We start from the raw sequence: 19,953 nt of genomic DNA on the forward strand, positions 1-19,953 counted from the left end.
TGCCGGCGGTCTGGTAGCCGGTTTGCCGGCGGCGCTGCGCGACCACGTGGTGTGGTCGCGCAGCGCTGTCCGAGCCGCATTGATCCATACACTCTGCATAGAGTGTGAGCTAATCTGGATGCATGGCCTCGCTGGTGCAGATCAGGAACGTGCCCGACGACGCGCGTCGGACGCTCAAGGCGCGGGCTGCCGCTCGTGGTGAGTCCTTGAACACCTACCTGTTGAAGCTGATCGAGCAGGAGGTCGCCCGGCCAACGGCCGCCGAGGTGCTCGACCGCGCAGCCAGCCGCAGCGAACGAGCGACCGCGTCTGCCGTCACCGTGCTCGACGAAGCGCGGGCGGAGCGCGAGGGCGAGCTCCCGCAGAGTTCGCCGACGTGATCGTCGTGGACAACGCCGCAGTGGTCGATGCCCTCACTGCGGTGGCAGGGACCGACGAGCTACGCGCCCGGCTTGCACGGGACGACCTGCATGCCCCCAGCTTGATCGACGTCGAGGTGGTCTCTGCCCTGCGGGGGCTCACCCTCGGAGGCCACCTCAGCGTGGCCCGGGCGGAGGACCTGCTCACCGATTTCGACGACCTGCCCCTGCGGCGCTGGCCGTCCGGCCACGCCCTGCGACGGCGCGCCTTCCAGTTGAGGCACAACGTCTCCGCCTATGACGCCGCCTATGTCGCCCTGGCCGAGGCGATGGACTGCCCGCTGGTGACGCGCGACGGCCGCTTGGCTCGCTCGGGCGGCCACGGCGCGCGGATCGTGGTCCTGTAGCCGATCCGTGCGGGCGCCTCGGCGCGCGGGGGCGCTGGTGAGAAGGCGGGTGAATCACCTGCGTGAGGTTAGTTCATCACTATTGCTCTGAACCTTCGTGCACGACGACAACCCCGCCTATCGCCTCACGAAGCATTTCCAGGCTGTCGGAAGGCGCGTTGATGATCCAGTTCGCACCGACGAGCCACTCAAACTGCCCGACCTCTGCGAAGACCTCCCTGCTGGTCTCAACCTGCGCGTTGGCTTCGTCGGCGTTGATGTAGATTGAAAAGACGTCCTCGGTCGAACAACTGCCCGATTGAGCTGCCATCGGCATGTGGTTCGTCTGCTCCCAAGTAGCGCAGTCGTAACCAGCCGCGACGGCAGCATCGCGCAGATCCACTAGTGATCCGTAGCTTTGCGCTTCCACCTGCGGTGATGCACTGGGCGTGGGTTCGGGTTCCGATGTGGGCTCAGGGTCGGTCTCGGCGGGGCTCTCCTCCCAGCGATAGACCTGGTCGCGGGCATCCACCGACTGCGAAGTGGAATCGGTGGACGGGGTCTCCTGTTGCGTCGATGCAGGTGACGACTCGCTGGCTTCCCCGGACGGGGTGGCATCGGTGGGTTCGTCGCCGCTGCATCCCGTCAGCGTTGCAAACGCCACCAACGCCAATCCATAGACTGATTTACGCATCCGTGCGCTCCCGTGCTCTCGAAATGTCAATTCAAGGATATCTGAGTGCTACCGTAAGATTAATGTGATGTGCGGCGCATTTCGAAAGATGCCGGTGCTCCCAGTGCAACCAATGCTGGTGTTGCTCTAGTGCCGCACTCTCCCGACGAAGTGGCGTTGTGGCCGCTCGCCGCGAGCCCGTGGCTACGCTCGACGGTTCGTCATTCTGTTGGGGGGCGATGCCGAGACCTTCGGCTTTGCGTCCGCGGGGATGGTTCGACGCGTGAGGCCTACGTGGGGCAGGCGCCGTCGTCTCGCGGGGCCGCCCGGCCTGCGGGCTGAGCGCCGACCCCACACTCTTCCGCCGAGCCCACAGAGTCGGTGCCGAGCCTGCCCACGGCGCATGTGGGGTCGGCACTCGATGTGTGGGTTCGGCGTCGGAGGGGTGTGCCGGGGCGTCGCTACGGCGTCGGCCGGCCCTTGATGCCGACGCAGGTGGTCGCTGACGCGGCGGAGGTCGAGCTGACCTACCGTTCTCAGCGTGCTCGTTCCTCACGGTCGCCGCCCGGTGGCGGACCGGTACCTGGTGGGGGCCGCGCTCCTATGGGTGGCGTGGGTGCTCGCCGCCTCGGCCCTTGCGTCATCGACGGCCGGGTCATGGGTGCCCTACGTGGCGGCACCGCTCGTCCTCCTTCTAGGCGTGCTGGCCGGTGGGCGGCTAGTGACGGAGTGGGAGCGCTGGTGGGTCGCGCCGGTCGCCGTGGTGGGCGCGCTCGCGGTGCTCGCGGCCGACGCGTTCTACGCCAACGCGCAGGCGGCCATCGGGGTCCAGGCCGTGGCGCTCGGCGCGCTCATGCTGGTCTCCGTCCGGCGCCTGGGGTTCAGCGAGCGTACTCCGCTCAGCGTCATCTCGGCTGTTCTGCTGGTCGTTCTTGGGGTCCTGCTCGCGTCGCGGTCGCAGGCGGCGCTCCTGCTCGCCGTCGTCGGGGCGCTGGCCGTGGTGGTCGCCCGGTGGCGGGGCGGACGCGTGCGCGCGCGGAGGTGGGCCTGGGCCGGCGGCGCGATCGTCGGGCTGGCCGGCGTCGGCGTCGTGTGGCTCGGGAGCCGGGATCAGTGGCCGGGGATCCTCACCGGGAGCGGCAGCCTGAGCGGCGCACGACACACGCTGTGGGCCGACGCGCTCGAGCTGTGGGCGCAGGCGCCGGTCGTGGGCGCGGGGCCGGGCTCGTTCGTCGAGCACTCCGCGCTGGCGGCGTCCGACCCGAGCCTGTCCGAGGTGCACTCGGCGATCCTGCAGGTCGGGTCGGAGCTCGGTGCGATCGGAGTCGTGCTGTTCCTCGGCCTGCTCGCGACCGGCCTGGCGGTGGCGGCGCGGGGGAGCGGGGTGTCCGGCGTCGTCGGGGTGGTGGCGTGGACCGCACTCGCCGTGCACGCGATGATCGACCACCTCTACGAGTTCCCGCCGGTGGTGCTCCTCGCGGGCGTGGTCATCGGCTGGGCGGGGGCCGCCGGCGGCCCCCGCGGCGAGGTCGACCGCAGGGGCTGACGGTCCTACCCGCCGCCGAAGAACTCCCCGCTCGCCACGCTCGGGCGCGGCGGTCCGAACGTCTCGATGAGCACGTCCTCGTCGCGGTAGGACGCCAGCTGCTCCCACCCCGGCTGGTCCGCCAGCGCACGATGGATCGCTTCGGCATCGCGGTACGCGCCGGGGATCGCATGCCGCCAGTGGGCCGCCGCGAGCACCCCGTCTTCCGCGAGGGACTCTTGCGAGTAGCGGAGGGCGTCCTCGAACTCGCTGTCGCTGAGGTAGTACGCGAGCTCGCTGAGCACGACGAGGTCGAGCTCGCCCGCGGGCCAGTCGGCGATGCCGCCGACCCGGAAGTCCACGTGCGGGTGCGGGACGCGCTCGCGCGCGGTCTCCAGCGCGGCGGGGACGACGTCGGTGGCGAGGAGCTGCTCGCAGCGGTCCGCCAGCAGCGCCGTGAGCCCGCCGATCGAGCAGCCCGGCTCGTATCCCCGCCGGAACGTCCGCCGCGGCAGCATGGCCACCGTCAGGGCGTACTTGCGCTCCTCGTACCACCGCTCGTCGACCGACCACGGGTCCTCCCCACGGTCGTAGATCGCGGCGAACCCGGCCGCGCCGTGGGGGAAGACGACCTGGCGGCGGCGCAGCATCCGGTCCCGCACCCGGCGGGGCAGGACCACCTGGTGCTCCGGGTCCGCGCCCACGGGGCCGACGGGCACGCCGAGGTCGAGGCTGATCTGCGAGCGGAAAGCCGCCATCGCCGCGGACCGTGCGTGGTCGAGCTCGTCGTCGACGACCAGCACCCGGGCAGAGTCCCAGTCGACACCCGGGTGCTCCCGCGGCAGCGTGTGCTGCCACAGCCACACCGGGTATTCGACGAGTCGCGCAGTGGGGACGCGGGCCAGGGCTCGGCGCGCGGCGCGCCCGGTGGCGTCGTGGTCCGGGTGCCCGTCGTGGCGCAGCGGTGCGGCCACCCACGTCCCCGGCGGGAGCTGGCCGAGCGCCTCGGCGATGCGCTCGGCGAGAGCGTCCTCGTGCTCGGAGACTCGCCCGTCGGGCAGCCGCAGCCGACTCCGCCGGATCTCGTGGTCCGGATCGGCATCGAGCTCCGCTAGCGTCGCAAGTGCGACGTCGGACTCCGCGGAGCGGACCTCGGCGAGGTCCTCCGGCGAGATGAGCTCGGGCGGGTGGGAGGCGTTGCCGTCGGTGACCGCGAGCACGAGCGTGGGGATCCCGGCGCGGACGGCCGTGCCGAGCAGGGCGCCGGCGCCGAGCACCTCGTCGTCGGGGTGCGGGGAGACGACGACCAGCGCGGGTGCCTCGGCGGAGTCGGTGGTCCCGGCGGACTCGTTCGCTCTGACGGGCCCGGTTGTCGCGGTGTCGCCGGAGGCAAGGTCGGCGGGGCGGTGGTCGCCGGTCGGCGCCGCGCGCAGGGTCCACGGCTCGAGCCCGTCCTCGAATTCCCGCAGCACCGCCTCCGACGTGGCCGGCGCGGCGTCTCCGCGGAACAGCGGCTCAGGCATCGCCGTCGGCGATCGCCGGCATGCCCGCCCCCGGGCGTCGCTCCGGGGTGTCCCCGCCGTTGGGGTCGAAGCCGATGATCGACCCCCAGAGGACGGACGCGTCCTCGCCCGCCTCGGACCGGGCGGCGACCTCGGCAGCGATCTGGGCCTCGTCGGCCTCGGCGTGGGACTGCCGGATGTACACGCCGAGATCGGCCACGCGCCGTGCATGGTCGCCGTCCGCGCACAGGGGGGCGGCGCCGAGGCCCCGGCCGACCCGCTCGAGGACCGTGGTGGCGAGGCGATCGATCCGGGTGCGCACCGAGAGGGCCCGCGCCGTTCGCAGCCCCGCGCGGTCGTCGGGGTCGGCGTCGATCGTCGCGGCGGCCTCGGTGAGCAGCGCCCACCCGGCCGCGAGCTCCGCGGCGGTCGCGCCGGCGTGCGCGCGGACCAGCTCCGAGGCGCCGGGGCGCGCGGCCCGGGCCAGGAGGGGAGCCGCGACGCCCGCGGCCCCGCCGAACCAGCAGGCGGCCACGCCGGCCCCGCCGTGCCAGAAGCCGGGCCGGTCGAGGTAGTCGGCGTGGCTGCCCAGGCGGCGCGCGGGTACCTCCGAGAGCTCGACCCAGCCGGAGTCGCTGTCCGCCATGCCCACGGCCGGCCACGTGTCCGGCACGGCGCGGACGCCGGGCCGGCGCAGGTCGACGGCGAACAGTGCCACCGCACCGCCGTCCCCGTCGACGGTGGCCGTGACGAGCGCGTGCGTGCACAACGACGCGCCCGAGCACCACGGTTTGGTGCCGGACAGCGTCCAGCTGCCGCCCGCCTCGGCGGCGTAGAGCCGGGGGCTGGGTGGCTCGGCCGCCCAGACGCCCCAGTGGGAGCCGGGCTCCACCAGCTCGGGGGCGCCGAGGTCGGTGGTGATCGCCACGGCGTCGGCGTGTGCCTCGGCGAGCCGGCCGGTCACGACGTTCCGCGCCGTCAGCCGCGCGAGGGCGCGCCATCGGGCGAGGGTGTCCCCGCGGCCCGGCAGAGGGAGCTCCAGCTCCGTGAGCAGCGGACCGTAGGTGCCGCGCGCGGGGCTCACGGGTGCGCCGCCGTCGGGTCGGTCGCGTTCGTCGACCCTGCGGAGGGGCGCTGTTGGTGCCGCTCGTCGTCGGGCCCCCAGCGCGTGGCCGCCTCCCACAGCATCTCGAGCGCGCGCTCCTCGGTCCGGGCGAGGATCTCGAGCGGCTCGCCGTCGACGTGGTGCAGCTCCGAGCGCACCTGGTCCCCGGCGAGGACGGCGAGCCAGGTGGTGCCCGGCTCCTGGCCCTCCTGGGTCGAGGGGCCGCCGGCCCCGGAGGCCGCGACCGCGAGGTCGGCGGCCATCAGGACGCCCACCGAGCGCGCCATCGTCTCCATCGCCTGCCGGGAGATGACCGGGCCCGGCGGGACGTCGAGGCCCTGGCGCTTGACCTCGGGGGAGTAGCAGACCACGGCGTCGCCGAACCACGCACCGGAGTCAGGCGCCGCCGCCAGCTGGGTGGCGATGTTTCCGCCCGTGAGGGACTCGGCCACGGCGGCCCTGAGGTCGTTCGCCAGCGGGACGGCGGCCAGGCGCTCGGCGATCCCTCCGGCTCGCTCCTCGTGCTCCTGCGAGTAGGTCACCATCGCGGTCCTTCCTGTGCTCGGGCGGTGCTTGTGTCGATCGCTGCTCGGAGCGCGCGTGCCGGTGCCTCGCGCTGCGGTGGTCGTCGGGCGAGGGCGGTGGGGGGCCGCCTGGCGCGTCGAGGCCCCGGTCAGCCGGTGCGCACCCTGGCCGGGGCGAGCGCGCCGGCCAGGTGGGCGAGATCGTCCGCGAAGCCGGCGGGTGCGCGGCCGGCGGTGCGGCGGGAGGTGACGACGGGCATGTCCAGGGCGCGCACCGTGCACAGCCCACGGGCCGCGGCGCGGCGCACGAGGTCGACGTCCTCGCCGGTCCGCAGCGGTCGGAAGCCGCCGAGGAGCCGGAAGGCCTGCGCGGAGAGGCCGAGGTTGGCGCCGTGCACGTGGTCGTGGCCGCGCGCGCTGACGGCGCTCGCGTACTGCTCAGCCCAGGCGCGGGCGAGGGGATCCTCGGCGTGACCGCCCTCCAGCGCGACGGTCCCCACCACGAGGTCGACCTGCCTCGACCGGTATCGAAGGTGCGCCGCGACCCAGTCCTCGGGGACCACGGAATCCGCGTCCGTCGTCGCGATCCAGGAGCGCGGGTCCGGTGCGGCGCCGGACAGCAGCGCGCGGTCGCAGCCGGCCTGGCGGGCGGCACCGACGTTGCGCGCCTCGATCTCGAGCACCTCCGCGCCGCAGGCCCGGGCGATCGCCGCGGTGCCGTCGGTGCACGAGTCGGCGACGACGATGACGCTCACCTCCGCCCCGGCCGCTCCGGCGGCCGCCCGCAGGGAGTCGAGCGTGCGCCCGATCAGCGCCTCCTCGTCACGCGCGGGGACGACGACGCAGACGTCGGGCCGGCGCGCAGGACCCACGCTCACGACTGGCCTCCTCACGGTGTGCCGGGTCGACGCGCGCGAGTGCACGCCGTCACGGGCAGTGCACCACAGCGCGGACCGTCTCGCACGGCGAGGTGGCCTGCAGGGGCGGCGCCGGGTGCAGGGACAATGGGCGGATGCGTCGACTGCGAGAGCTGGCCCTGCGGCCACAGTTCACGACCGACCTGCTGCAGATCCTCAAGAGCGTCGCCGCGGCCACCGCGGCGTGGTGGGTCTCAACCACCGTGCTCAGCTCCCCGCTGCCCTTCCTCGCTCCGTGGACGGCGCTGCTGACCGTGCACGCAACGGTCCACCGATCGCTGTCGCGCGGGGTGCAGTCGACGGTGGCCTCGGCGCTGGGCGTCGGACTGTCGTTCCTGGTGGGCGCCTACCTCGGCGTCAGCGTGTGGACCTTCGCTCTCGCACTGTTCGTCGGGCTGGCCGGAGCGCGGATCACCTGGATCCGGGACGAGGGCGTCGCGATCGCAACCACCGCGATCTTCGTCCTCGGCAGCGGATTCTCCGAGCAACAACCGCTGCTGCTCGACCGCATCATCGAGGTCGGCCTCGGCGTGGGCATCGGGGTGGCGGTCAACCTGCTGGTCATCCCGCCGCTGCGCGATCAGCAGGCGTCGCGCTACGTGGACAGCATCAACCGCCGGATCGGAAACGTCCTGGTCAACATGGCCGACGAGTTCTCGAACTCTTGGGAGACCGACAAGGCCGAAGCGTGGCGGGACGAGATCGAGTCGATGACCCACGAGCTGAACACCGCGTGGCAGTCGGTGCGCTTCGCCACCGAGAGCCGGCGGTACAACCCCCGGGAGCGCCTCGCTTCACGGTCGAGGGCAGACGAGGAGGTCAGCTACGAGAACATCCTCGAGCGCGTCGACGAGGGGATCTCGCACCTGCGTCACCTGGCTCGGACCCTGTACGAGGCCGCCTACGCCGAGGGCGCCTGGGACGAGGACTTCCGCGAGCGGTGGACTGCGATCGTGCGCGACACGGGTCACGCCGTCGCCGATCCCGACGCGGACGTGGAGCCGGTCCTCGGCCGGCTGACCGACCTGGCGCGGGACCTGTCCCACGAGCACGAGCTGCCGGCGGAGAGCTGGCCGCTCTACGGCTCCCTCCTGTCCGGCATGCGGCACATCGTCGTCATCATCGACGACGTCGCCTCGGCCCGCGAGGCGCGCGAGGCCGGGGCGAGCAATCCGCGAACCAGCGGTTCGTCGTAGGCACGCGTCGACGGGCAGCCGGTGCTCGCCGGCAGGTAGGCGGCCCGGTCGGCGAGGTTCGGCGCGCGTCCTTACGCTGAGCGGATGGATCAGAGCGAGCAGCGGCGGCGCCTCGGCCACACGGACTTCGACATCGAGGACGGGCTGGCTCAGGAGGCCGCCGCCACCGTGGTCAAGGGCTCGGAGCGGCTGAACCGGACCTGGCCCGAGCTGATCGTCACGGGGTTCTTCGGCGGGATCGACGTCGGGCTCGGCATCCTCGCGATGCTGCTCGTCAAGCAGGCCACGGGCTCCGACATCCTCGCCGGCATGGCCTTCGGGATCGGCCTGCTGGCGCTCAGGCTCGCGCACTCCGAGCTGTTCACCGAGGAGTTCCTGCTGCCCATCAACGCGGTGCTCGCCGGCCAGGGGACGTGGCTGCAGATCCTCCGGCTGTGGTCGGTCAGTCTCGTCACCAACCTCCTGGGTGGCATCGTGTTCGCCTGGCTCATGGTGCTCGCCCTGCCCGGGTATCACGCCACCATCACCGCCAGCGCGCTGAGCTACCTCGAGCAACCGTCGTTGGCCGTGACGATCGGGCTGTCCGTGCTGGCAGGGGCCACGATCACGCTCTCGACGCGGATGCAGCAGGGCACCTCCAACGACGTCGTGGCCGCCGTGACCTGCATGGCCTCCGGTCTGCTGCTCATCGGGTTCGGCATGCTGCACGGCGCGCTCAACGCGCTGGTCGTCTTCGCGGCGATGTTCGCCGGCGCCGAGATCTCGGTGGGGGACTTCCTGCAGTGGTTCGGCCTGGTCATCCCGTTCAACATGCTCGGCGGCCTGTTGATCATCACGCTGCCTCGCGTGGTGCGGACCTGGCGGCTGCTGCAGGGGCTGAGGCGCGGTGACTTCACGCTCGAGGAGCTCGAGCGGCAGGCGGGGTGATGGTGGTTGCTGAGTTCGGATCGGACTGGTCGCACGGCCGACCGGGCTACTCCGTCGTCGGCGAGACGAGGGAGAGGCCCGGGTACGGGTGCGCGCTCACTCGCCACGCAGCAGCGTCATCAGCTCGTCGGTGGACCGGGTTGTGGTCGCGGTACCGCGCACCGGCCGACCACGCGCTCGCCCCCGCACCCGCCCTGCGAGCTGTGCACGATGCGCAGCGTGCCGCCGTCGTCGACGACGTCGACCTCGTCCCCCTCGGAGAAGCCATGCCGACGTCGCAGTTCGGCTGGGATGGTGACCTGACCCTTGCTGTTGAGTCTCATCGCGCCTCCTGACACGTGGCAGATGTATTGCACGATACGGAGGCGAGGGGCGCTCGTGAGAGATGTGTCGGATATATGCCTTGACAGGCATATGTCAGCAGAGGAATACGTGGGGCATGGCCGAGCGTGAGGTGTTCACGGCGATCGGGGACCCGACCCGGCGCCGCATCCTCGAGCTGTTGCGCGACGGCGAGCGGTCGGCCGGTGACCTGGTCGCCGCCCTGGACGCCCCGCAGCCGAACGTGTCCAAGCACCTGCGTGTGCTGGGGGAGGCGGAGCTGGTCCGGGTCCGCGTCGAGGGGCCATGGCGCCAGTACCGGCTCGCCCCGGAGGGGCTGCGTGACCTCGACTCGTGGCTGCAGCCGTTCCGGGAGATCTGGGCCGACCGGCTCGACGCGTTGGAACGACACCTGGACGAGACGAACGAGGAGTAGGGCATGACCGACGAGCACGGACGACTGGGCGCGGTCGAGCGCGACGGCGAGCAGGTGCGACTGCGGTACGTGCGGCACCTTGCGCACCCGCCGGCCACCGTGTGGCGTGCCCTCACCGAGTCGGCCGGACTGCGGCACTGGTTCCCGGCCGACATCGTCGGCGAGAGGGTCGCCGGCGCCGAGGTGCAGCTGCCGTTCTGGCCCGAGGGGGCGCAGCAGAGCATGGAGATGCTCGACGAGGCCGGCGTGGACACGACCGGCATGGATCCCGACGAGGTGCTCCCCGGCCTGATCCGGGCCTTCGACCCGCCGACGCTCTTCGAGCTGGTCTGGGGCAACTCGGAGGGTGAGGCGGACGTCCTGCGGTTCGAGCTCGAGCCCGTCGACGGCGGAACTTGGCTGGTGTTCACCACGTGGCCCGGCGAGCCCGGGCCACTCGGGCACGCCGGTACGGCCGCGGGTTGGCACGCGTGCCTGGACGAGCTGGAGTTCATGCTGCGTGGCGCGGCCGGTTCTGCCGGCGCGGCGGGTGTCGCGGGTCCTGCTGGTGCGAGTGGTGCCGCCGGTTCGCCCGACCGGAATGCCGCGCAGCGGCTTCGGGAGGTGTACGCCGCCCGGCTGGCCGAGGCCTGACAGGTGGTCCGGAGCCGGTCGGTGGCGACCGGAGGGGAGCGGGTGAGGCACCCGCGCTACCCCTCGGTATAACGGAGGTCGGGCCGCGTGCGGGCGCCGACGTCGGCACGTGAGGACGGCGGGCCCCGGGCCAAGGGGGCGCGGCTGGTCTCGCGCGGACGGTAGCGGGTGTGGCGCCCGCGGGAGCTCTCGGTATAACGGAGGTCGGGCCTGACGCGGGCGCTTGGTGACGCACCCGTGCGAACCCTCCATTTAACGGAGGTTGGGCCGGGCGGCAATGGGGGGTCGGGGCGGCAACGGGGAGTCACGGCCCGCAACGCCGTCGATCCCACGTGGCGAGACGCGCGTGACGCCGACCGGTGGCGGGGACGTAGGTTCCACACGTGCATACCGCTCGCCAGTATTGGTTTGACGTGTCGGCCCCGGCCGGCGCGTTCATTCGCTGACGCGCGCAACCGGAGCCGACAGGGCGTGGACCATTGGGTCCGCGCCCTTTGCCATTCATGGCGGGCGCTCCGGACGGGGACGACCCGCCCCCGTCCGAGGAGAGCCCCATGACCGTCACCCCCACCGAACGCACCGTCGACCTGCGCGTGCGCCGCATGGCCCCGCTACCGACCCCCAGCGAGATCGTCGCCGAGCAGCCGCTCCCCGGCGACGCCGCCGCCCTCGTCTCGCGCTCCCGCAGCGAGGTCCAGGACATCCTCTACGGTCGGGACGACCGCCTGCTCGTCGTCGTCGGGCCGTGCTCCGTCCACGACCCGGCCGCCGCGATCGACTACGCGCACCGCCTCGCCGGCGCGGCGCAGCGGTTCGGCAGCGAGCTCGACCTCGTCATGCGCGTGTACTTCGAGAAGCCGCGCACCACGGTCGGCTGGAAGGGCCTCATCAACGACCCCGGCCTCGACGGCGGATACGACGTCCCCCGCGGCCTGCGCACCGCGAGGCGCGTCCTGCTCGACGTCCTGGACGCCGGCATCCCCGCCGGCTGCGAGTTCCTCGAGACCACCTCCCCGCAGTACATCGCCGACATCGTGACCTACGGCGCCGTCGGCGCGCGCACCGTGGAGTCCCAGGTGCACCGGCAGCTGGCGTCCGGGCTGTCCATGCCGGTCGGCTTCAAGAACGGCACCGACGGCGACGTCCAGGTCGCGATCGACGCGTCCGTCGCGGCCGCCGCCGAGCAGACGTTCTTCGGCGTCGACGACGAGGGACGCGCCGTGCTCGTGGACACCGCCGGCAACCCCGACGGCCACGTCATCCTGCGTGGCGGGAGGGGCGGACCCAACTACGGGCCGGCTGCCGTCGAGGCGGCCCTGGGCCTGCTGCGCCGCGCGGGTCGGAGCGCGGGGCTGGTCGTGGACGCCAGCCACGCCAACAGCGGCAAGGACCACGTGCGCCAGGCGCAGGTGGCCGGCGAGATCGCTGACGCCGTCGGGGCGGGGGAGCGTGGCGTCGTCGGGGTGATGCTGGAGAGCTTCCTCGTGGCCGGCCGTCAGGAGCCGGCGCCGAGCGGCCTGACCTACGGGCAGTCGGTGACCGACGCGTGCATGTCCTGGCAGACCACCGAGGACGTGCTCGAGCGGCTCGCCCGGGCGGTGGTGGCGCGGCGGGCGCTGCGTGGGCGGCGCGGCTGACAGCGCGGTCAGTCGGTGATCGGTGCGGCGTCGTCGTGCGGGGGGTGCCGTGAGGTGCCGGGCGCCCAGCGCTGCGCAGCCTCCCAGAGCATCTCCAGTGCGCGTTCCTCGGTCAGGGCGAGGACCTCGAGCGGCTCACCGTCGAAGTGGTGCAGCTCGGAGCGCACCTCGTCCCCGGCGAGGACGGCGAGCCAGGTGGTGCCCGGCTCCTGTCCCTCCTGCTCGGAGGGGCCGCCGGCTCCGGAGGCGGCGACGGCGATGTCTGCGCCCATCAGTCGGCTCACCGAGCGGACCATGGCCTCCACCGCCTGCCGGGAGATGACCGGGCCGGGCGGGACCCGGAGGAGGCTGCGCTTGACCCGGGCGGAGTAGCTGACGACGCCGCCGGCGAACCATCGCCCCGACTCGGGTGCGGCCGCCAGCTGGGTGGCGATCTTGCCGCCGGTGAGGGACTCGGCGACGGCGGCCTGAAGGCCGTGGGCCAACAGGACCTCCGACAGGCGCTCGGCGATCGCGGCGGCCCGCGCCTCGTGCTCCTCCGAGAACGTCACCATTGCGGTCCTTCCTGCGGCCGGGACGCTCGACGTCGGGGGTTCCGGGCCGTCGGGTCACGCGCAGGGTCGATCGTAGAGGGCTCGTCGTCGAGCGCGCGGACAGCGCAGTGACTCCGGTCTCGTTACTGTCGACGCGTGCCCACACGACACCTGAGGATCAACACCGCCGCCCCCGAGGAGCTCACGGCCGCCCTCGACGCCCTGGCCGCCGAGCTCGAGCTCCCCACCGAGTTCAGCCCCGAGGTGCTCGCCGAGGCCGAGGCGGCGGTGCGCGACGTCGTGCTCCCGGAGAAGGACCTCACCGACCTCGACCTGGTCACCATCGACCCGCCCGGCGCACGGGACCTCGACCAGGCGGTCCTCATCGAGCCCGACGGCGACGGCCACCGCATCCGCTACGCGATCGCCTCCGTCGGGTCGTTCGTCACGCCGGGCGGGGCGCTGGACGCTGAGGTCCGACGTCGGGCAATGACCGTCTACGGACCCACCGGGTCCGTGCCCCTGCACCCCGAGGTGCTTTCCGCCGGTGCGGCGAGCCTGCTGGCCGGCCAGGTGGCGCCGGCCTGCGTGTGGGACGTGCGGATCGACTCCACCGGTGAGGTGCGGTCCTCCGCGGTGGAGCGGGCGCTCGTACGGTCGCGGGCGCAGCTCACCTACGACCAGGTGCAGGACGCCCTCGACGGCAAGGCTTCGCTTTCGGCGGGTGTGCCCGATGATTTGCCGCGGCTGCTGGCCGAGGTGGGGCGGGCCCGGCAGGCGCAGGAGGTCGCCCGCGGGGCGGTCTCGCTCGACCTGCCCGAGCAGGTCGTCGAGCTCGGCGACGGCGGGCGGTACGTCCTCGACAGCCGCACCGTCCTGGAGGTCGAGGGCTACAACGCGCAGATCTCCCTGCTCACCGGGATCGTGGCCGCGGAGATGATGCTCGGGGCGGGCGTCGGTGTGCTGCGGACGTTGCCGCCGGCGCGCGAGAAGGACGTGGCGAAGCTGCGGCGGACCGCCCACGCGCTGGGCGTGCCGTGGCCGGACGGGATGACCTATCCGGACCTCGTGCGGTCGGTAAAGGCGAGCACGCCCGAGGGGGCGGCGTTCCTCAACGAGGCGACGGCGTTGTTCCGCGGGGCGGGGTACCTGGCGCTGCCAGTCTCGCCCGGTCAGGGCGGGGACGACGGCGAGGGCGGGGATGTGATGTCGACCCAGCACGCCGCGATCGCGTCCGACTACGCACACGTCACCGCGCCGCTGCGCCGGCTCGTCGACCGGTACGGGCTCGAGGCGTGCCTGGCGATCGCGGCCGACCGGGAGGTCCCGGCGTGGGTCACCGAGGCACTGCCCGAGCTTCCTTCAGCGATGGGGGCGGGCGGCCGGCGCGCGGGAGCCTACGAGCGCGGCGCCGTCGACGCCATGGAGGCTCTCGTGCTGCGCGGCCGCGAGGGGGAGGAGCTGCGCGGGGTGGTCGTGGACGTCGACGAGAAGAAGCCGCAGCGCGGTGAGGTCCAGGTGGCCGAGCCGGCGGTGCACGCCGTCGTCGAGGGGGAGGGCCTCGAGCTGGGCGCCGAGGTGACTGTGCGCGTGGCCGAGGTGGATGTACAGGCCAGAAAGGTGCGCGTCGAGGTGGTGTAGGGGCGGGGTCCGGTGAGCGCTGCGGCCTCTGCGACGAGCGGATGGGTTGTGCCACGAGCGGATGGACTGAGGGCATCCTCTCGTGACACGACCCATCCTTTCGATTGGGGGGCTGGCGGAGCAGGCCGACCGGGCGGACCCGGTGGCGCTGCCCTCGCACGGCGGGACCACCGCGGGTTCAGCGGGCGGCTGCGCGATCGTCCCGTGTGCGCCGCACGGCAGGATCCTGCTCGGTCCGCCGTTCCGGGGTGCGGCCGGCGCTCGAACCCGCACCGGCGCGGAGCCGGAGCAGCCGCATGGCGTTGGCGATGACCACCAGAACCGAGGCCTCGTGGACGAGCATGCCCACCGACATCGTCACGCCACCGGCGAAGACACCGGCCAGCAGCACGACCACCGTGGCCAGCGCGACCGCGATGTTCTGCCGCATGATCCGCGCGGTGCGCCGCGCCAGGTCGATGGCCTGGGGGAGCCTGAGCAGGTCGTCGGCCATGAGGGCGATGTCCGCGGTCTCCACCGCCACCGCGGACCCGGCGGCGCCCATCGCCACGCCGATGTCGGCGGTGGCCAGCGCGGGGGCGTCGTTGACGCCGTCGCCGACCATCGCCACGGTGTGCCCCTGACGCTGCAGCTCCGCGACGGCGTCGAGCTTGTCCTCCGGGAGCAGGGAGGCGCGGACCTCGTCGACGCCGGTCGCCGCGCCGACGGCCTCGGCGACCCGGTGGGTATCACCGGTGAGCATGACGACCGTCGACACCCCTGCCCGGTGCAGGCGCTCGACCATCTCGGCGGCGTCGGTGCGGACCTGGTCGGCCACCGCCAGGACGCCGATGACGGCGCCGTCCAGCGCGACGATCATCGGGGTCCTCCCCTGAGCGGCGAGCGAGTCGGCGACCTGCTCGGCGTCGGGCTGCTCGGGGAGCTCGTGGTGCGCGAGCAGGGCGGCGTTGCCGATGAGGACCTGGCGGCCGTCCACGACCGACGCGATGCCCTTGCCGGGGACCGGGGTGACAGCGCCGTCGATGGCATCCGGGGCGACGCCCTGGGCCGCGGCCGCCTCGAGGATCGGGCGGGCGAGCGGGTGCTCGGAGCCGGCCTCGGCGGCGGCGGCCCAGGCCAGTACCTCGGTGCGGTCCATCGCGGGGTCGAGGACGACGACGTCGGTCAGCTCGGGCCGACCCTCGGTGAGGGTGCCGGTCTTGTCGACGGCGACCGCGGAGATCCGCGCCGACGTCTCGAGGTACTCGCCGCCCTTGATGAGGATGCCGGAGCGGGCGGCGCGGCCGATGCCGGCGACGATGGCGACCGGGATGGAGATGACCAGGGCGCCGGGGCAGCCGATGACCAGCAGCGTCAGCGCGAGGACGATGTCACCGGTCAGTAGGCCGGCGACGAGGGCCAGCACCATGACGCCGGGGGTGTACCAGCGGGAGAAGCGGTCGATGAAGGTCTGGGTGGCCGCCTTGGCGTCCTGGGCCTCCTCGACCCGGTGGATGATGCGGGCGAGCGTGGTGTCGGCGCCGATCCCGGTGGCGCGCACCTGGAGGAAGCCGCCGCGGGAGACGGTGCCGGCGAAGACCTGGTCGCCGGTGGCCTTCTCGACGGGGATCGACTCGCCGGTGATGGAGGCCTCGTCCAGGGCGCCGGTGCCGGAGACGACCTCGCCGTCGACGGGAACCTTCGCACCGTTCTTCACCAGGACGACCTCGCCCATCGCGACCTGACCGGCGGGGATCTCCTGCTGCGCGCCGTCGCGGACGACGATCGCGGTGTCCGGGGCGACGGCCACCAGCTCGGCCAGCGCCGAGCGGGTCTTGCTCAGCGTGGCCGACTCCAGCGCATGCCCGACGGCGAACAGGAAGGTGACGGCGGCGGACTCCCAGAAGTTGCCGATGACGACGGCGCCGATCGCCGCGACGGAGACCAGCAGGTCGATGCCGATGACGCGCGCGGTCAGGGCGCGCAGGGCCTTGACCACGATGGGGTATCCGGCGACGACCGCCGCGGTCAGCATGAACACGTCGGCCAGGGTGAAGACGCCCGTGGCGTGGGTGGCGTGCCGTCCGGCGTCGAGCCACCACTGGGGCGTCAGCGCGAGGTTCGCCGCGCCGCCGGCGACGTGCTGCAGGGCGAAGGAGATGAGGATGAGCGCACCGGAGATCGCGGGAACTGCCCAGTTCCCGCGCAGCCGGCGCTGAAGCGTGTGCACGTGAGTCACGACCTTTCCCGTCGCGAGGTGGAGAAGCTGGTGATGGGTGGGTGGAGGAGGACCGGGGCGATGAGGAGAGGGAGGGCGGGGCGCCCTCCCTCTCCTGACGTGGAGTGAGTGGCCGGGGGTCAGAACGCCGAGGGGGCGGCGCTGTAGCCCGCCTTGGCCACGGCAGCGACGAGGTCGTCGACCGAGGCCCGGACCGGGTCGTGGTCAATCTCGATACGGGCGGAGGCGAAGTGCACGGTGACGTTCTCGACGCCGTCGAGCCGGCCGACCTGCTTCTCGATCTTGGCCACGCACGAGGGGCAGGAGAAGCCCTCGGCCCGGAGGATCGTGCGGGTGGTGGCGGCGGTGGTGGTCATGTCGATCTCACCTGTCCTTTCGTCGTGGATTGCGGTGTCTTCGCAATCTAGGAAGGTGGCGCGGGATTCTCCTTGACGCAGGTCAAGTCCGTGCGAGGTGAGGGGCGCCGGGTAGATTCCGGGTATGTCCGAGCCTGATCTGTGCGTGGTCCGGGTCCCGATCTTCCAGGGGCTGACGCGCGCCGAGCAGGAGACGGTGGCGGAGGTCGTGCGACCCCTGCGGGTGGCCAGGGGCGAGACCGTGCACCTGCCCGGACAACCGGTGACCCGAGTGCTCGTGGTGCACAGCGGACGGCTCAAGGTCAGCCAGACCTCAGCCAACGGGCACGAGCAGGTGCTGCGGACCGCCGGCGCGGGCGAGGTGGTGGGGGAGCGGGCCTTCCTCACCGGGCAGCGGTCCGAGGACCTCGTCGTCGCGATCGAGGACAGCCAGATGTGCGCGCTGGACCACGACGACCTCTCGGCGCTGCTCGGGCGCTACCCCGACATCACCCAACGGATCCTGCGCACGCTGTCCGATCGGCTGCACTCGACCGAACGGCTGCTGGCCGCGGTCACCTCCAGCGACGTCGGCGCTCGCGTGGCGGCCTACCTGCTCGACCTGCCCGTGAGCGTGCGCGACTCGGTGGTGGCGGTGCGGCTCCCGATGGCCAAGCAGGACATCGCGGGCTACCTGGGCACGACGCCGGAAACCCTGAGCCGGCGCCTGGCGGCGCTGTCCGACCGCGGGATCATTCGCCTGCAGGGGCGGCGAGACGTGGAGCTGCTGGACATCGACGCGCTCGAGGAGGTCGCGGAGCCGGGGTGACTGGTGGTGGCTGGCGAGGTAAGGCTTGCCTGAGCATCGGTTTGACGACAGGCTGTCAGTACGCTTGATCGTGACGTGCCGTCAGCAACCCAGGAGCCCCCATGGCCACCACCACCCAGCCGCTGTCCGAGGTCCTGCGGGACGCCACCCGGCCGCAGCACGAGCACGCCGAGACGCGCTCCTTCGTCAGCGACCTTATGGGCGGGCGCCTGGGCCGTGCGGCGTATGTCGACCTGGCCCGTCAGCACCACGCGATCTACACCGCGCTCGAGGGTGCGGGTGACCGGCTGGTCGGTGGTGGGACAGGTGGTGACCCGGTGGCGGCGGCCTTCGTGCTGCCTGAGCTGCGGCGGGTGCCGAGCCTGGAGGCGGACCTCGCCACCCTCGCCGGCCCGACCTGGCGCAAGGAGCTCCCCGTGCTGGCGGCGACCGAGACCTACGTGGCGCGGCTGGAGGGCATCGCGGACGCGGCCACCTACCTGGCGCACGCCTACACCCGCTATCTCGGCGACCTCTCCGGCGGCCAGGCCATCGCGCGGATGCTCCAGCGCCACTACGGCATGACCGCTGACGATCTGACCTTCTACACCTTCACCGGGATCGAGAAGGTCAAGCCGTTCAAGGACCGCTACCGGGCACTGATCGACGACGCCGCGTTCGCGTCCGAGCAGCGCGATCGGGTGGTCGAGGAGGCCAAGGTGGCCTTCGACCTCAACGCGGCGGTGTTCGTCGCACTGGGCGAGAGGCACGTGGCCGCGGCGGAGGGCGGGCGCGAGACGGCGTCGTCGGGGGCGGCCTGAGTCGCATCCCTTACCTCGCGCGTCGGGACTCAGACCGTCTCTCCCGCTTCGAGAGGATGGGTTGTGTCACGAGGGTATGCCCTCTGCCCATCCTTTCGTGACAGAACCCATCCTTTCGATGAAGTGGTGGGGCTGCGGAGGAGGTGGATGGGGCTGAGCGGGGTACGTGGCCGGTCGGACAGTGGGCGCGTGGTCAAGCAGGTCGGTGGTGCGGGGCCGAGGCCCAGCCGAGGACGAGGCCCGCGGCCAGGGTGACGGGCGGGAACTCGTAGAGGTGGTCGATCATCGAGTGCACCGCCAGAGCGGTCCAGGCCGTGGTGGCCACGAGCGCCGCGCGACCTCCGCGTTGCGCCCCGGCGGCCAGGCCTGCCGCGAGCAGCCCCGCCAGCAGCAGGACGCCGACCAGGCCGAGCTCGGCGGCGACCTGCAGGACCGAGGAGTGCACCTCGGACAGGTCGGCGCGCGTGGCGGCGATCGGTGAGGACGCGGCGAAGGAGCCCGGGCCCGAGCCGGTCAGCGGACGCTGCGACCACAGCTCGAGGGCGTCGGCCCACAGGGCGTGGCGGGCACCGCTGGGGCTGCCGGAGGTCGACAGCCAGGTCGGCCAGGTCGACAGGCCGCCGAGCCAGGTGACGACGGCGGCCGCGACGGCGATGACGGCACCACCGCCGATGGCGAGGGTGCGCGGGGCGGTGAGGCGGCGTCGGGAGAGGTGGTCGCGGCGGGCGAGCGCGAGGGTGAGGACGACCGTCAGGACGACGACGAGAGCCCCGGCCGCCTGGGCGCGGCCGGCCAGGAGCACGCCGAGGACGGCGGCGATGAGCATCGGGACCGGGGCCGTGAGGTGGTGCGTGCGGGAGGGAGCGGGCTCGTGGGGATCTGTCGAGTGAGCCCGGGAGCTCAGCGCGAACAATCCGGCCAGGGCGACGAGCTGGAGGCCGAGCGCCGCCTGGGCGTTGGCGTAGAACGGGACGAGCAGTGCCAGTCCGGCGACGAGCACGACGACCCAGGTGAGCGTCGAGGCGGTGAGGGCCTGCCACCGGCGTAAGGGAGTGGTGGTGCCGTCGTCGGGGGTTGCTCCGGTGCGGGAGGCGAGGGCGCGCCCCGCGACGACGCCGGCGAGGATGACGAGCGGCGCCGTGAGGTAGGGCAGGGCGTCGGCGAGCGGGCCGCCGTGAGCGAGCGTGCCGATCGCCGCGTAGACGATCCAGAGGCCGACGGCGAGCACCAGCAGGAGGTCGGCGCGCGAGCTAAGGCCGAGGAGAGTGAGGGCGCGTCGTGCGGAGCGATCGGCACCGGCCAGGCGGGCGCGGGCGGCGGTGCCTGTGCTCGCTCGCGGGTCGTTGATGGAGGTGTCCTCGGGCCGGGGGAGCCCGGGTGACGCGTGTGGGGGCACGTAGGTCGACGCTAGCGAAGTCGGGCAACGCGGGGGTGACGGGAGATCGTCCGTGAACGC

General features: G+C 72.8%; 21 protein-coding genes. 11 read left to right on the forward strand and 10 right to left on the reverse strand.

Annotated features, from left to right (window positions below; translation table 11 throughout):
* Positions 1-122: 122 nt before the first annotated feature.
* Together ACZLKG_RS02880 and ACZLKG_RS02885 are read left to right on the forward strand one after the other, a co-directional pair.
* The gene (locus tag ACZLKG_RS02880; protein ID WP_463647885.1) at positions 123-380 is read left to right on the forward strand and encodes a FitA-like ribbon-helix-helix domain-containing protein; all 258 of its coding nucleotides are present in this window, start codon (positions 123-125) and stop codon (positions 378-380) included.
* Entirely contained in the window at positions 377-766 is a 390-nt protein-coding gene (locus ACZLKG_RS02885) for a type II toxin-antitoxin system VapC family toxin (RefSeq protein WP_463647886.1), read from the forward strand. Before ACZLKG_RS02880 ends, ACZLKG_RS02885 begins: the two co-directional genes overlap by 4 nt.
* Before the next feature lie 79 nt (positions 767-845).
* Here the strand turns inward: ACZLKG_RS02885 and ACZLKG_RS02890 are convergent, their stop codons facing one another.
* Positions 846-1,439, reverse strand: coding sequence for a hypothetical protein (locus ACZLKG_RS02890; RefSeq protein WP_463647887.1), 594 nt, complete (start codon positions 1,437-1,439; stop codon positions 846-848).
* 520 nt (positions 1,440-1,959) lie between these two features.
* Here ACZLKG_RS02890 and ACZLKG_RS02895 point away from each other — a divergent pair.
* A complete protein-coding gene (locus tag ACZLKG_RS02895; RefSeq protein ID WP_463647888.1) occupies positions 1,960-2,964 on the forward strand; it encodes an O-antigen ligase family protein in 1,005 nt (334 codons plus the stop codon).
* Between the two features lie 5 nt (positions 2,965-2,969).
* Here the strand turns inward: ACZLKG_RS02895 and ACZLKG_RS02900 are convergent, their stop codons facing one another.
* From ACZLKG_RS02900 to ACZLKG_RS02915, 4 genes are all read right to left on the reverse strand, one after another.
* On the reverse strand, positions 2,970-4,466 hold the full coding sequence (locus tag ACZLKG_RS02900; protein ID WP_463647889.1) for a bifunctional PIG-L family deacetylase/class I SAM-dependent methyltransferase: 1,497 nt from the start codon (positions 4,464-4,466) through the stop codon (positions 2,970-2,972).
* A complete protein-coding gene (locus ACZLKG_RS02905) occupies positions 4,459-5,529 on the reverse strand; it encodes an acyl-CoA dehydrogenase family protein (protein WP_463647890.1) in 1,071 nt (356 codons plus the stop codon). The genes ACZLKG_RS02900 and ACZLKG_RS02905 overlap by 8 nt, the downstream gene beginning before the upstream one ends.
* A complete protein-coding gene (locus ACZLKG_RS02910; protein ID WP_463647891.1) occupies positions 5,526-6,095 on the reverse strand; it encodes a CinA family protein in 570 nt (189 codons plus the stop codon). Before ACZLKG_RS02910 ends, ACZLKG_RS02905 begins: the two co-directional genes overlap by 4 nt.
* Before the next feature lie 128 nt (positions 6,096-6,223).
* Positions 6,224-6,952, reverse strand: coding sequence for a glycosyltransferase family 2 protein (locus ACZLKG_RS02915; protein WP_463647892.1), 729 nt, complete (start codon positions 6,950-6,952; stop codon positions 6,224-6,226).
* Between the two features lie 134 nt (positions 6,953-7,086).
* Between ACZLKG_RS02915 and ACZLKG_RS02920 the strand changes: the two genes are divergently transcribed.
* Both ACZLKG_RS02920 and ACZLKG_RS02925 read left to right on the forward strand, forming a co-directional pair.
* Positions 7,087-8,187, forward strand: a complete 1,101-nt coding sequence (locus ACZLKG_RS02920; protein ID WP_463647893.1) for an FUSC family protein — start codon at positions 7,087-7,089, stop codon at positions 8,185-8,187.
* Between the two features lie 84 nt (positions 8,188-8,271).
* A complete protein-coding gene (locus ACZLKG_RS02925) occupies positions 8,272-9,114 on the forward strand; it encodes a formate/nitrite transporter family protein (RefSeq protein ID WP_463647894.1) in 843 nt (280 codons plus the stop codon).
* A 119-nt stretch (positions 9,115-9,233) separates the two neighbouring features.
* Here ACZLKG_RS02925 and ACZLKG_RS02930 read toward each other — a convergent pair whose 3' ends face one another.
* Positions 9,234-9,437 (reverse strand): AbrB/MazE/SpoVT family DNA-binding domain-containing protein, encoded by a 204-nt coding sequence (locus tag ACZLKG_RS02930; RefSeq protein ID WP_463647895.1) that lies wholly within the window; start codon positions 9,435-9,437, stop codon positions 9,234-9,236.
* 116 nt (positions 9,438-9,553) lie between these two features.
* On the opposite strand from ACZLKG_RS02930, the gene ACZLKG_RS02935 reads away from it, so the two are divergent.
* The 3 genes from ACZLKG_RS02935 to ACZLKG_RS02945 all read left to right on the forward strand — a co-directional run bounded on the left by ACZLKG_RS02935 (position 9,554) and on the right by ACZLKG_RS02945 (position 12,141).
* A complete protein-coding gene (locus ACZLKG_RS02935; protein WP_463647896.1) occupies positions 9,554-9,871 on the forward strand; it encodes an ArsR/SmtB family transcription factor in 318 nt (105 codons plus the stop codon).
* Between the two features lie 3 nt (positions 9,872-9,874).
* The gene (locus tag ACZLKG_RS02940; RefSeq protein WP_463647897.1) at positions 9,875-10,504 is read left to right on the forward strand and encodes an SRPBCC domain-containing protein; all 630 of its coding nucleotides are present in this window, start codon (positions 9,875-9,877) and stop codon (positions 10,502-10,504) included.
* A 554-nt stretch (positions 10,505-11,058) separates the two neighbouring features.
* A complete protein-coding gene (locus ACZLKG_RS02945) occupies positions 11,059-12,141 on the forward strand; it encodes a 3-deoxy-7-phosphoheptulonate synthase (RefSeq protein WP_463647898.1) in 1,083 nt (360 codons plus the stop codon).
* 8 nt (positions 12,142-12,149) lie between these two features.
* On the opposite strand, the gene ACZLKG_RS02950 is transcribed toward ACZLKG_RS02945, so the two are convergent.
* Entirely contained in the window at positions 12,150-12,695 is a 546-nt protein-coding gene (locus ACZLKG_RS02950; RefSeq protein ID WP_463647899.1) for a CinA family protein, read from the reverse strand.
* 135 nt (positions 12,696-12,830) lie between these two features.
* Between ACZLKG_RS02950 and ACZLKG_RS02955 the strand changes: the two genes are divergently transcribed.
* Positions 12,831-14,315 carry an RNB domain-containing ribonuclease gene (locus ACZLKG_RS02955; protein ID WP_463647900.1) on the forward strand — a complete coding sequence of 495 codons (1,485 nt, stop codon included), beginning with the start codon at positions 12,831-12,833 and terminating at the stop codon, positions 14,313-14,315.
* Positions 14,316-14,493: 178 nt separating this feature from the next.
* On the opposite strand, the gene ACZLKG_RS02960 is transcribed toward ACZLKG_RS02955, so the two are convergent.
* Together ACZLKG_RS02960 and ACZLKG_RS02965 are read right to left on the reverse strand one after the other, a co-directional pair.
* On the reverse strand, positions 14,494-16,524 hold the full coding sequence (locus ACZLKG_RS02960; protein ID WP_463647901.1) for a heavy metal translocating P-type ATPase: 2,031 nt from the start codon (positions 16,522-16,524) through the stop codon (positions 14,494-14,496).
* Between the two features lie 128 nt (positions 16,525-16,652).
* Positions 16,653-16,889 carry a heavy-metal-associated domain-containing protein gene (locus ACZLKG_RS02965; protein ID WP_425715550.1) on the reverse strand — a complete coding sequence of 79 codons (237 nt, stop codon included), beginning with the start codon at positions 16,887-16,889 and terminating at the stop codon, positions 16,653-16,655.
* Positions 16,890-17,013: 124 nt separating this feature from the next.
* Between ACZLKG_RS02965 and ACZLKG_RS02970 the strand changes: the two genes are divergently transcribed.
* Positions 17,014-17,697 carry a Crp/Fnr family transcriptional regulator gene (locus ACZLKG_RS02970; protein WP_425707660.1) on the forward strand — a complete coding sequence of 228 codons (684 nt, stop codon included), beginning with the start codon at positions 17,014-17,016 and terminating at the stop codon, positions 17,695-17,697.
* Positions 17,698-17,798: 101 nt separating this feature from the next.
* Positions 17,799-18,497, forward strand: a complete 699-nt coding sequence (locus ACZLKG_RS02975; protein ID WP_425707661.1) for a biliverdin-producing heme oxygenase — start codon at positions 17,799-17,801, stop codon at positions 18,495-18,497.
* A 193-nt stretch (positions 18,498-18,690) separates the two neighbouring features.
* Here the strand turns inward: ACZLKG_RS02975 and ACZLKG_RS02980 are convergent, their stop codons facing one another.
* Positions 18,691-19,893: an O-antigen ligase family protein gene (locus tag ACZLKG_RS02980; protein ID WP_463647902.1), complete on the reverse strand. Its 1,203-nt coding sequence runs from the start codon at positions 19,891-19,893 to the stop codon at positions 18,691-18,693.
* Between the last annotated feature and the right edge of the window lie 60 nt (positions 19,894-19,953).

The organism is Georgenia sp. Z2081 (assembly GCF_055326445.1).

Coding starts and splice junctions, on each gene's coding strand:
- ACZLKG_RS02970 (WP_425707660.1), top strand. CDS start 17,014: ATGTCCGAGCCTGATCTGTGCGTGGTCCGGGTCCCGATCTTCCAGGGG.
- ACZLKG_RS02940 (WP_463647897.1), top strand. CDS start 9,875: ATGACCGACGAGCACGGACGACTGGGCGCGGTCGAGCGCGACGGCGAG.
- ACZLKG_RS02900 (WP_463647889.1), bottom strand. CDS start 4,466: ATGCCTGAGCCGCTGTTCCGCGGAGACGCCGCGCCGGCCACGTCGGAG.
- ACZLKG_RS02910 (WP_463647891.1), bottom strand. CDS start 6,095: ATGGTGACCTACTCGCAGGAGCACGAGGAGCGAGCCGGAGGGATCGCC.
- ACZLKG_RS02880 (WP_463647885.1), top strand. CDS start 123: ATGGCCTCGCTGGTGCAGATCAGGAACGTGCCCGACGACGCGCGTCGG.
- ACZLKG_RS02930 (WP_463647895.1), bottom strand. CDS start 9,437: ATGAGACTCAACAGCAAGGGTCAGGTCACCATCCCAGCCGAACTGCGA.
- ACZLKG_RS02920 (WP_463647893.1), top strand. CDS start 7,087: ATGCGTCGACTGCGAGAGCTGGCCCTGCGGCCACAGTTCACGACCGAC.
- ACZLKG_RS02965 (WP_425715550.1), bottom strand. CDS start 16,889: ATGACCACCACCGCCGCCACCACCCGCACGATCCTCCGGGCCGAGGGC.
- ACZLKG_RS02925 (WP_463647894.1), top strand. CDS start 8,272: ATGGATCAGAGCGAGCAGCGGCGGCGCCTCGGCCACACGGACTTCGAC.
- ACZLKG_RS02950 (WP_463647899.1), bottom strand. CDS start 12,695: ATGGTGACGTTCTCGGAGGAGCACGAGGCGCGGGCCGCCGCGATCGCC.
- ACZLKG_RS02890 (WP_463647887.1), bottom strand. CDS start 1,439: ATGCGTAAATCAGTCTATGGATTGGCGTTGGTGGCGTTTGCAACGCTG.
- ACZLKG_RS02945 (WP_463647898.1), top strand. CDS start 11,059: ATGACCGTCACCCCCACCGAACGCACCGTCGACCTGCGCGTGCGCCGC.
- ACZLKG_RS02975 (WP_425707661.1), top strand. CDS start 17,799: ATGGCCACCACCACCCAGCCGCTGTCCGAGGTCCTGCGGGACGCCACC.
- ACZLKG_RS02935 (WP_463647896.1), top strand. CDS start 9,554: ATGGCCGAGCGTGAGGTGTTCACGGCGATCGGGGACCCGACCCGGCGC.